The following is a 9,741-nucleotide window of genomic DNA, read 5'->3' on the forward strand; positions in this document are numbered from 1 at the left end:
CTACACCGCCGACTGGAAGCAGTTGCCCATGAGCGGCACCGCCGAACGCAGCCTGGCCAAGGAAGCCAACGGCGTCTGGAAACTCAGCTTCAAGGCGTCAATGATGATCGCCAGCCTGTCCGAAGAAAGCACCCTGACGGTCGACAAGGACACCTTGCTGCCCCAGTCCTACCACTTCGAACGTGGTGGCCTGGGCAAAGCCAAAAAGGCTGACCTGGATTTCGACTGGGCCGCCAAAAAGGTCACCGGCACCGATCGTGGTGACGCAGTCAATATCCCGCTGAACCGCGGCATCTTCGACAAATCCACCTATCAACTGGCACTGCAACATGACGTGGCTGCCGGCAAAAAAAGCATGAGCTATCAGGTTGTCGATGATGGCGAAGTCGATACCTATGACTTCCGCGTGCTGGGCTCGGAAAAAGTCGACACCAAGGCTGGCCAGATCGATGCGATCAAGGTCGAGCGCGTTCGCGACCCGACCCAAAGCAAGCGCATCACCGTGCTGTGGTTCGCCAAGGATTGGGACTACCTGCTGGTCCGTCTGCAACAGGTCGAAACCGACGGCAAGGAGTACAACATCATGCTCCTGGACGGCACCGTCAACGGCAAGGCTGTCAAGGGCAGCTGATCCGCAACGATACGAAGGAGCCCCGCAATCGCGGGGCTTTTTCATGCCTGGACAAAAAACCGGAACGTGTCACCGCAGGCATGCTCTATACCTTCAAGGTCTTTTTTGATCGAATGACTATTCCTGTCGCTAGCGAGGTTTTCCATGACTGTCACCGTCAACACCGTTTCCGCTGAAGGTCTTCGCCATACCGTACAGATCGATGACCACCAATTGTTTGCCGATGCCCCGGTTTCCGCGGGCGGCGAAGGCTCTGCACCGGAACCACACGATTACTTCGACGCGGCATTGGGCGCATGCAAGGCCCTGACCCTGAAGATGTACGCGAAGAAAAAGGACATACCGCTGACTGGCGTCGGTGTCGAGGTCAAGCGCGATAACAGCGAAGAACAGAAAGGCAAATACGCGCTACACGTGAAGCTGACGCTCAAGGGCGTGCTGACCGATGCACAGCGTGACGAACTGCATCGCGTGGCTGACCGCTGCCCGATCCACAAGCTGATGACCACGTCCGAAGTCAGCATCGAAACCCACCTCTCGGAAGGTGCATTCAGCCAATAGCGGCAAGGGCTGCGCAAGCGGGTTATGCTCGACGGCATTACCCGCTCAGTCTGGAACGCACCATGAACACTCCGCTCGTGATCCGCCCTCGCGCTGAAGATGTCGAAGGCCAGCCGATTCTTCGCCCGTTGCCGTCAGCCAAATGCCGCAGCGTCGGACCTTTCGTTTTTTTCGACCACATGCTCGAAACCGAGTATCCGGCAGGCAAAGGCATGAACATCCGACAGCATCCGCATATCGGCCTGTCGACCCTTACCTACTTGTTCGAGGGGCAGCTTCAGCACAAGGACAGCCTCGGTTCGGATCAAGTGGTCAACGCCGGCGATGTCAGCTGGATGACGGCCGGCAGCGCCATCGCTCACGTTGAACGCACGCCTGAGCCGCTGTGGGATCGGAGTTTCAAGCTGCACGGCTTGCAAATCTGGCTGGCCTCGCCCAAGGATCATGAACAAGGTCCAGGGCATTACAGCCATCACCCGGCAGCGACACTCCCGGTCGGTGATAACCTGGGGGTAAAGATCCGCATGATCGCCGGGTCAGGCTTCTGCCTTGAGTCACCGGTACCTGTTCTTTCTCCTACGCTCTACGCGGAATTGAACCTGCAAACGGCGACGACTTTGCTGATTCCAACCGAGCATGAAGAACGAGCGCTGTATGTGTTGAGCGGCGATGTGCACCTGGATGGCGAGCCGGTAGAACCGCATTCGCTAGTGGTCTTGCCGGCCGGGGAAGAGATGACACTGTTCGCCGAGAGCGATTGTCATGCAGTGCTGTTCGGTGGTGCGCCGCTGGATGGACCGCGACGGATCAACTGGAATTTCGTGGCGAGCGATCCGGCGGCCATCGACGAAGCGCGCCGGCGCTGGGCGGCCGGAGATTGGCCGACAGTGCCGGGGGAAGTTGAGCGAATCGAACTGCCAAAAGGACGAAGCGAACCCACTCCGCTGTGATGATCGCTCCCACGCTCTACGTGGGAATGCAGCCCGGGACGCTCCGCGTCCCATCCAGAGCCGAACGCGGAGCGTCCGTTGAGGCATTCCTTTGCTGCGCGTGGGACCGATCGAATTACTGTCAGCCCTTGAACACTTCATCCAGCAGGTTGTGCATCGCGGTGAACGCCCTGGCGGCGACCTTGGCGTCGTACATCATCATGCCCGGCACATTCGCATGCGGATCGGTGAACGAATGGAATGCGCCGCCGTAGCTCAGCAGCTGCCAATCCACACCCGCCGCATTCATTTCATCTTCGAACGCCGGCAGTTGCTCTTTCGGTACCAATGGATCGGACGCGCCGTGCAGCACCAATACCGAGCCCTTGATGTTTTTCGCATCGTTGACGTCCGGGGTATCGAGCGTACCGTGGAACGACACCGCCGCCTTCACCGGAGCACCGGTGCGAGCGAATTCCAGCGCACAGCAACCGCCAAAGCAGAAACCGAACGTGGCCAGCTTCGAGGTATCGACAGCGGCCTCACCCTGGCTTTGCAACTGCTCGAACGCCACTTGCATGCGCTTGCGCAGCAAGGGTCGGTCATTCTTCAGCGGCATCATTGCCGCAGCTGCCTCATCATTGTTCTGCGGACGCACCGATTGGCCGTAGAGGTCCGCGATCAGCACCACATAACCCTTGGCCGCAACCGACTTGGCGATCTCCTCGGCGCCGGCACCAACACCCATCCAGTTCGGCGCCATCAACAAACCCGGACGCGGGCCTTGGTGGCCGGCATCAAAGGCCAGACGGCTTTCGTAGGCCTGGCCGTCAATCTGATAGGCAACGGAACGTACAGTGATTTGGCTCATTTCTGACTCCTGACTTGTAAACACCAGAATGAAAAAACCCGCCGAAGCGGGTTTTTCTACAACCTGATTAAGCCGACAGCTCAACCAATAGCTTGTTCAGTCGACGTACGTAGGCCGCCGGATCTTTCAAGCTGTCGCCGGCCGCCAGGGCCGCCTGATCGAAGAGGATGTGCGACAGGTCGCCGAAGCGCTCGTCGCTCTGCTCATTGTCGAGCTTCTCGATCAGCGGGTGAGCCGGGTTGAATTCGAAGATCGGCTTCGAATCCGGAACCTTCTGCCCGCTGGCTTCGAGGATCTGGCGCATTTGCAGACCGAGGTCCTGCTCGCCAATGGCCAGGATCGCCGGGGAATCGGTCAGACGATGGGAAACCCGAACTTCGGCTACGGACTCGCCCAGCGCCGTCTTCAGACGCTCAACCAGACCTTCTTTGGACTTGGCGACTTCTTCAGCGGCCTTCTTGTCCTCTTCCGAGTCCAGGTTGCCGAGGTCCAGGTCACCGCGTGCCACGTCGACAAAGCTCTTGCCGTCGAAATCGTTGAGGTAGCTCATCAGCCACTCGTCGATGCGGTCGGTCAGCAGCAGCACTTCGATGCCCTTCTTGCGGAAGACTTCAAGGTGCGGGCTGTTTTTGACTTGTGCGTAGGTTTCGCCAGTCAGGTAGTAAATCTTGTCCTGACCTTCCTTGGCACGCGCCAGGTAATCGGCCAGGCCAACAACCTGCTCGCCATCGTCGCCATGGGTCGATGCGAAACGCAACAGGCCGGCGATCTTTTCCTTGTTGGCGAAATCTTCTGCCGGGCCTTCTTTCATGACCTGGCCGAAGTTCTTCCAGAAGCCCTTGTATTGCTCAGGCTCGTTTTTCGCCAGTTTTTCCAGCATGTCGAGCACGCGCTTGGTCAGCGCCGACTTCATGGAGTCGATGATCGGGTCTTTCTGCAGGATTTCCCGCGACACGTTCAACGACAGGTCGTTGGAGTCGACCACACCTTTGATGAAGCGCAGGTACAGCGGCAGGAACGATTCGGCCTGGTCCATGACGAACACACGCTGTACGTACAACTTCAGGCCTTTCGGCGCTTCACGCTGGTACAGGTCGAACGGAGCACGGGCTGGCACGTACAGCAACGAACTGTATTCCAGCTTGCCTTCGACTTTGTTGTGGCTCCAGCTCAGCGGGTTTTCGAAGTCGTGAGCGATGTGCTTGTAGAACTCCTGGTATTCCTCGTCCTTGATTTCGGTACGCGGACGAGTCCAGAGCGCGCTGGCGCGGTTGACGGTTTCCCATTCAACGGCTGGCTTCTCTTCACCTTCAGCGGCCGCCACTTCTTTGGGCAGCTCGATTGGCAAGGCGATGTGGTCGGAGTACTTCTTGATGATGTTACGCAGACGCCAGCCATCGGCGAATTCGTCTTCGCCCGATTTCAGGTGCAGAACGATGCGGGTGCCGCGCTCGGCTTTGTCGATGGTTGCAACTTCGAAATCGCCTTCGCCCTTGGATGACCAGTGCACGCCTTCGCTGGCGGCGGTGCCGGCACGACGGCTGTACACGTCGACTTTGTCAGCGACGATGAATGCTGAGTAGAAACCGACACCGAATTGGCCGATCAGGTGCGAATCTTTCTTCTGGTCGCCGGTGAGGTGCTTCATGAAGTCGGCAGTGCCGGATTTGGCGATGGTGCCCAGATGGGTGATCGCATCTTCGCGGCTCATGCCGATACCGTTGTCTTCGAGGGTGACGGTTTTAGCGTCCTTGTCGAAGCTCACACGGATTTTCAGTTCGGCGCCGCCTTCCAGCAGGTCTGGCTTGGACAGCGCTTCGAAACGTAATTTGTCTACAGCGTCAGAGGCGTTCGAGATCAGTTCGCGAAGGAAAATTTCCTTGTTGGAATACAGCGAATGGATCATGAGGTGCAGCAGCTGCTTTACCTCGGTCTGGAAGCCCAGGGTTTCCTTTTGAGTTTCCACACTCATGGTCATCAAACTCCAATCAGATGGCATTGGCCGCGACCTTGAGCGGTCGGCGGCGGGTTGTCATCAGAGTTGGGGGCTCAGTTCAGGATTTCAAGGGCTCCTCGAGTTTGAAATGCGCCCGGGCTGTGGCGATGGGCTCGCCTTCGGTGGTTTGCCAGGCGGTAATCGCCACGTTGGCCACCCGCCGCCCCTGACGGCAGACCTGGCACCTGGCCCAGGTATCACGGAATTGCCCGGCGCGCAGGTAATCGAGGGAAAAATCGATAATCTTCGGCACCCCCGGCGATCCGGTGGCAATCAGTAGATGCAGCGCCGCGGACAGTTCCATGAAACCGGCGATCACGCCGCCATGGATCGCAGGCAATAAAGGGTTACCAATGTTGTCCTTGTTCGCCGGCAGGCGGAACAGCAAGTCATCGCCCACCCGCGAACATTCGACACCGATCAGCCCGGCATAGGGAATCAATTGCAGCAGCGAGCTGTACTCGCCCTTCTCATGGGCCGCCTGCAGTCGTTCTTGAAAATCGCTCATTTCCTGACTCCGGCGATGGCGCCACCAAAACCCTTGGTGCCCTTGATGTTCTTGCCCATGCGCATGAACGTGCCCACGACATGGGCAATTGGTTGTTCAGGATCGTCCTGATAGGCAAAGCCGCGGGCGAAAATCACGTCGGTGGTGACCCGGTAACACTGGGCGAAGCCGTAGACATCTTTATGCGGCTCGGCGGCATGCATGTAATCGATGCGCAGATCGAGGGTCGGACAGACTTCGAACTCGGGCAGCACACAGAGTGTGGACATACCGCATGCGGTGTCCATCAGCGATGTCAGTGCGCCGCCGTGAATGACGCCTGTCTGTGGGTTTCCAACGATTTGCGGACTGTAAGGCAGTACCACCGTAAGCCCCTCGGTACTCGCGCTGTGAACCCGCAAACCGAGTACCTGACAATGTCGAAGCGCCGACAGAAATCGCGTCGCACGCTCAAAAACGGGGTTTTCGGCCATTTGATAAATACTCTTGTTTAACATTCGGACAGTGCAGTAACAGTCCGGGTAAAAGTTCCGTTTTAGAACAAACTTATATATCTGAACAAAGTGAGGAACTTAACCCTGACGGCTGGGCTCTTAAGGCCAGATAGATATTTTCCATAAGGAGAAACACCCCATGCGTAAGACTTTAGCTATTGCCTTGATGTTGACCGCTTCCCTCGGTCTCGCTGCCTGCGATAAAAAATCCGAGGACAAAGCTCAAGATGCAGCCAAACATGCTGAGCAAGCTCAGCAAGACATGAACAAAGCTCAGGATAAAGTGAACGACGCGGCGAAAGAAAACGCCGAAGCCGCCAAAGATCAGGCTGAATCGAACGCAGAAGCTGCTAAAGAAGCAGCGCCTAAAAACTAAACCGGTTTTTAGCGTCGAAAAAGAAAACCCGCCAAGTGCGGGTTTTCTTTTGCCTGATTTTTTTGCAATGTCAGCGCTAAAGCAAAATCGTGCGAAAAGTCGGACTAATCATCAACAACAACGAGCAGATTAATCCCACTAGCCAAACCAGACTGCGCTGCCACGCCAGATCCTTCCAGTAACACACCAAATAGAGAACTCGCGAGATCACGAAGATGATCGCCAACAAGTCGATAAGCCAGCCCGCTGTCTGCGTGGTATGCGCCATCAGCACACCAACCGCGAACAATATGAACGCCTCAAAACTGTTCTGATGTGCCGCTACCGCACGAGCCCCCAACCCCGTGAGTTGCGCTTGCTGTTGGCGCGGCAAGTGGTTGTCGTAGCCGCCCTGCTCTTTCATGGCCGTGGTCACGGGCATCCGCGCCACATAAATCAGTACGGCACTGATAAACACACACCAGAATGGAATACTCATCAAGCAGCCTCTTTATTCACCTCGGGCATTGGTGCCTCTGTAGGGGTATAGACCATCACGTCGAGAACGTCGGAGTGGAACTCGCGGCGATACAACACGAACACCACACCGGCACTCATCAGCATGAACAACCACGGGCTGACGAACCAGGCGAGCATGGTCATGCCGAAGTAGTAGGAGCGCAGACCGAAGTTGAACTGGTTGGCGGCCATTGAGATGACGCGCGCCGCGCGAGCGGCAAAGGCCTTGCGCTCCTGTTCGGACACATGGCGCTCACCGACCATGGGGGCCGAGCCGACCAGAATGGCTGCGAAGTTGTACTGACGCATGCACCAGCTAAAGGTAAAGAATGCATAGACAAACACCAGCGCCAGGCACAGAAGCTTGATTTCCGACATGCCCTGGGAGGCCTGCTGCACCATCGGGATATCCGCCAACAGCGAGACCGCTCGCTCCGATGCTCCGAGCACGGTGAGAATACCCGCCAGGATAATCAACGTGCTGGAGGCGAAGAACGACGCGTTGCGCTCCAGATTGCCGATCACGCTGGCGTCGGCGATGCGGTTGTCGCGCAGCAGCATGCGGCGCATCCAGTCTTCGCGATAGAGGTGCAGAACGCTGGCCAGGCACGCCGTGTCACGGCCCTTCCAGGTGGCATAACGTGTGTAACCGCCCCAGCAGATGACAAACCAGATGGCGGCAAGAATGTGGATCAGGTTGGCGTGAATGAACGACATGCAATTCCCTGTGAGACGGTGGCGACGGTGAAACCTGTAAGAGCGAGGCTTGCCCGCGAAAGCGATAGACCATTCAACCGATACATCGACTGACATACCGCATTCGCAGGCAAGCCTCGCTCCTGCACAGGTAGTGCTTCGACGTTAGCTCAGGGAAAAAGACACTGCCTCAAACCCATAAAAAAATGCCCCGTATCGATTGATACGGGGCATTTCTGTTTCTGCCTGTCAACCCGCTTGTGACGGGTCGGCAATGCTTACGCCAGCGCTTCTTCGCGCTTGCCCAACAGACGGTCGCAAACCACGGCGACCACCAGGGTCATCACCGACGGCACCAGCCAGGCCAGTCCCTGCTCGCTCAGTGGCAGATGCGCCATTTGACTCGGCATCCAGTCCGCCAGACCAGCACCCTTGAGGGCGTCAATCATGCCGAAGATGAACGACACCAGCATGACCGGGCCGAGGATGCGACCCTGCTCATGCCAGAAATCCTTGCAGAAGCTCAACGCCACCAGAACGATGCACGGCGGGTAGATCGCGGTGAGTACCGGGATCGAGAACGCAATCAGCTTGGTCAGGCCCAGGTTGGACACCAGCAGCGAGAAGGCGGCAAGAATGATCACCAGCGTCTTGTAGGACAGCGGCACCACACGACTGAAGTACTCGGCGCAGGCACAGGTCAGACCGACCGCCGTCACCAGGCACGCCAGGGAGATCAACACTGCAAGGAAGCCACTGCCCAACGAACCGAACGTGTGCTGCACGTAGGCGTGCAATACCGCCGCGCCATTGGTCGCGCCGGCGGCTACTTCGTGGCTACCCGAACCGAGGCGGAACAGGCTGACGTAAACCAGTGCCAGACCTACACCGGCAATCAGCCCGGCGATGATCGCGTAACGAGTGATCAGCGCTGGCGATTCGACACCGCGGGAGCGGATCGCGTTGACGATGACGATACCGAATACCAGGGCACCCAAGGTATCCATGGTCAGGTAACCATTGATGAAGCCTTGGGAGAACGGTGCTGCAACGTATTCAGGGGTTGCGTGACCGATGTCACCGGCTGGCAAGGCGAACGCGGCAATGCCCAGCACGGCCAGGGCGATGATTTTCAGCGGCGCAAGGAAGCGCCCAACAGTGTCGAGCAAACGTCCCGGATACAGCGAGATGAAGAACACCAGCAGGAAGTACACCGAGCTATAGAGGAACAGCGCCAACGGACTCTCACCGGTCAATGGCGCCAGGCCCACTTCGAAAGATACGGTGGCCGTACGCGGCGTCGCGAACAACGGACCGACCGCGAGGTAGCAAGCCGCTGCCAGCAGACCACCGGCGACTTTACCGATCGGGCTGCTCAGCGCGTCCATCGCGCCGCCCACCTTGGCCAGCGCCACAACCGTGATCACCGGCAGGCCGACCGCCGTGACCAGAAAGCCCAGCGCCGCCATCCAGACATGAGGTCCGGACTGCAAGCCGACGATAGGCGGGAAGATGATGTTGCCAGCCCCGACGAACAGGGCAAACGTCATAAAACCAAGTGCCAGGATGTCCTGGCCTTTCAACACTTTCATTAAGGAAATACCACACTACTGAATCGGAATTTAGAGATGGATTTCCCTATGGGTGAGGGAAATGCTGTCAGTCCGTATAAGACCGACCCTTTTAGCGCGTTGCTGCCTTGTGGGCCGCGGACGCAAAAATGGCGCGTAGCCTAACGAATTTGGCTGAAAAACGCACTGATAGAGGGCGAACATTCCGATACGCGACACTTCAATGTCGCGTTTACATATCTAAATTTCACAACCGATCTCTGTGGCGAGGGAGATTGCTCCCGCTCGGCTGCAAAGCAGACGCAAGAGGCAGGCAATAAGGTGGGTCTGGAACAATGATATTTGCAGGTTTAGGGGCCGCTTCGCGGCCCAGCGGGAGCAAGCTCCCTCGCCACAAAAGGCCTGCGAATATCTTTAATCCCGGAAACGACAAAGGCCACCCGAAGGTGGCCTTTGTTTGGTAAAGCGTCAGCTAAGCGCGAGGCTTACTTGACAGCCCAACCAGTCAGCTCGGCCAGAGCCTTGCCGATGTCTGCCAGCGAACGCACGGTTTTAACGCCTGCGTCTTGCAGCGCAGCGAATTTCTCGTCTGCAGTGCCTTTGCCGCCAG

At 57.6% G+C, this 9,741-nt stretch carries 11 protein-coding genes and 1 pseudogene; 4 read left to right on the forward strand and 8 right to left on the reverse strand.

Going from position 1 to position 9,741, the window contains the following annotated elements:
• The 3 genes from D8V06_RS08715 to D8V06_RS08725 form a co-directional block, all read left to right on the forward strand.
• A partial coding sequence (locus D8V06_RS08715) for a DUF3108 domain-containing protein (RefSeq protein ID WP_130930803.1) occupies positions 1 to 631 on the forward strand: 631 nt, incomplete at its 5' end.
• Positions 632 to 775: 144 nt separating this feature from the next.
• Positions 776 to 1,192 (forward strand): OsmC family protein, encoded by a 417-nt coding sequence (locus D8V06_RS08720; protein ID WP_056852950.1) that lies wholly within the window; start codon positions 776 to 778, stop codon positions 1,190 to 1,192.
• Positions 1,193 to 1,254: 62 nt separating this feature from the next.
• Positions 1,255 to 2,142, forward strand: coding sequence for a pirin family protein (locus D8V06_RS08725; RefSeq protein ID WP_130930804.1), 888 nt, complete (start codon positions 1,255 to 1,257; stop codon positions 2,140 to 2,142).
• A gap of 121 nt (positions 2,143 to 2,263) precedes the next feature.
• On the opposite strand, the gene D8V06_RS08730 is transcribed toward D8V06_RS08725, so the two are convergent.
• The 4 genes from D8V06_RS08730 to D8V06_RS08745 form a co-directional block, all read right to left on the reverse strand.
• Positions 2,264 to 2,992, reverse strand: a complete 729-nt coding sequence (locus D8V06_RS08730) for a dienelactone hydrolase family protein (protein ID WP_056852952.1) — start codon at positions 2,990 to 2,992, stop codon at positions 2,264 to 2,266.
• Between the two features lie 67 nt (positions 2,993 to 3,059).
• Positions 3,060 to 4,964, reverse strand: a complete 1,905-nt coding sequence (gene htpG / locus D8V06_RS08735) for a molecular chaperone HtpG (RefSeq protein ID WP_056853163.1) — start codon at positions 4,962 to 4,964, stop codon at positions 3,060 to 3,062.
• Positions 4,965 to 5,046: 82 nt separating this feature from the next.
• A complete protein-coding gene (locus D8V06_RS08740; protein WP_056852953.1) occupies positions 5,047 to 5,496 on the reverse strand; it encodes a PaaI family thioesterase in 450 nt (149 codons plus the stop codon).
• Entirely contained in the window at positions 5,493 to 5,969 is a 477-nt protein-coding gene (locus D8V06_RS08745; RefSeq protein WP_056852954.1) for a PaaI family thioesterase, read from the reverse strand. The genes D8V06_RS08740 and D8V06_RS08745 overlap by 4 nt, the downstream gene beginning before the upstream one ends.
• A 160-nt stretch (positions 5,970 to 6,129) precedes the next feature.
• Here D8V06_RS08745 and D8V06_RS08750 point away from each other — a divergent pair, with 160 nt between their 5' ends.
• Positions 6,130 to 6,366 carry a hypothetical protein gene (locus D8V06_RS08750; RefSeq protein WP_056852955.1) on the forward strand — a complete coding sequence of 79 codons (237 nt, stop codon included), beginning with the start codon at positions 6,130 to 6,132 and terminating at the stop codon, positions 6,364 to 6,366.
• A gap of 76 nt (positions 6,367 to 6,442) precedes the next feature.
• Here D8V06_RS08750 and D8V06_RS08755 read toward each other — a convergent pair whose 3' ends face one another.
• The 4 genes and pseudogenes from D8V06_RS08755 to D8V06_RS08775 form a co-directional block, all read right to left on the reverse strand.
• Positions 6,443 to 6,844, reverse strand: a complete 402-nt coding sequence (locus D8V06_RS08755; protein ID WP_056852956.1) for an MAPEG family protein — start codon at positions 6,842 to 6,844, stop codon at positions 6,443 to 6,445.
• A complete protein-coding gene (locus D8V06_RS08760) occupies positions 6,844 to 7,581 on the reverse strand; it encodes a DUF599 family protein (RefSeq protein ID WP_056852957.1) in 738 nt (245 codons plus the stop codon). Before D8V06_RS08760 ends, D8V06_RS08755 begins: the two co-directional genes overlap by 1 nt.
• Positions 7,582 to 7,838: 257 nt before the next feature.
• Positions 7,839 to 9,152, reverse strand: a complete 1,314-nt coding sequence (brnQ, locus tag D8V06_RS08765; protein ID WP_056852958.1) for a branched-chain amino acid transport system II carrier protein — start codon at positions 9,150 to 9,152, stop codon at positions 7,839 to 7,841.
• A gap of 464 nt (positions 9,153 to 9,616) precedes the next feature.
• Positions 9,617 to 9,741 (reverse strand): annotated as a pseudogene (locus D8V06_RS08775) (succinate--CoA ligase subunit alpha); the annotation flags it as partial.

The organism is Pseudomonas sp. Sample_24, assembly GCF_004307605.1.
Taxonomy (GTDB): Bacteria; Pseudomonadota; Gammaproteobacteria; order Pseudomonadales; family Pseudomonadaceae; genus Aquipseudomonas.

What these genes read in the sequence shown, in the direction of transcription:
- D8V06_RS08720 (WP_056852950.1), top strand. Translation starts at nt 776, where the DNA reads ATGACTGTCACCGTCAACACCGTTTCCGCTGAAGGTCTTCGCCATACC.
- D8V06_RS08725 (WP_130930804.1), top strand. Translation starts at nt 1,255, where the DNA reads ATGAACACTCCGCTCGTGATCCGCCCTCGCGCTGAAGATGTCGAAGGC.
- D8V06_RS08730 (WP_056852952.1), bottom strand. Translation starts at nt 2,992, where the DNA reads ATGAGCCAAATCACTGTACGTTCCGTTGCCTATCAGATTGACGGCCAG.
- htpG (WP_056853163.1), bottom strand. Translation starts at nt 4,964, where the DNA reads ATGAGTGTGGAAACTCAAAAGGAAACCCTGGGCTTCCAGACCGAGGTA.
- D8V06_RS08740 (WP_056852953.1), bottom strand. Translation starts at nt 5,496, where the DNA reads ATGAGCGATTTTCAAGAACGACTGCAGGCGGCCCATGAGAAGGGCGAG.
- D8V06_RS08745 (WP_056852954.1), bottom strand. Translation starts at nt 5,969, where the DNA reads ATGGCCGAAAACCCCGTTTTTGAGCGTGCGACGCGATTTCTGTCGGCG.
- D8V06_RS08750 (WP_056852955.1), top strand. Translation starts at nt 6,130, where the DNA reads ATGCGTAAGACTTTAGCTATTGCCTTGATGTTGACCGCTTCCCTCGGT.
- D8V06_RS08755 (WP_056852956.1), bottom strand. Translation starts at nt 6,844, where the DNA reads ATGAGTATTCCATTCTGGTGTGTGTTTATCAGTGCCGTACTGATTTAT.
- D8V06_RS08760 (WP_056852957.1), bottom strand. Translation starts at nt 7,581, where the DNA reads ATGTCGTTCATTCACGCCAACCTGATCCACATTCTTGCCGCCATCTGG.
- brnQ (WP_056852958.1), bottom strand. Translation starts at nt 9,152, where the DNA reads ATGAAAGTGTTGAAAGGCCAGGACATCCTGGCACTTGGTTTTATGACG.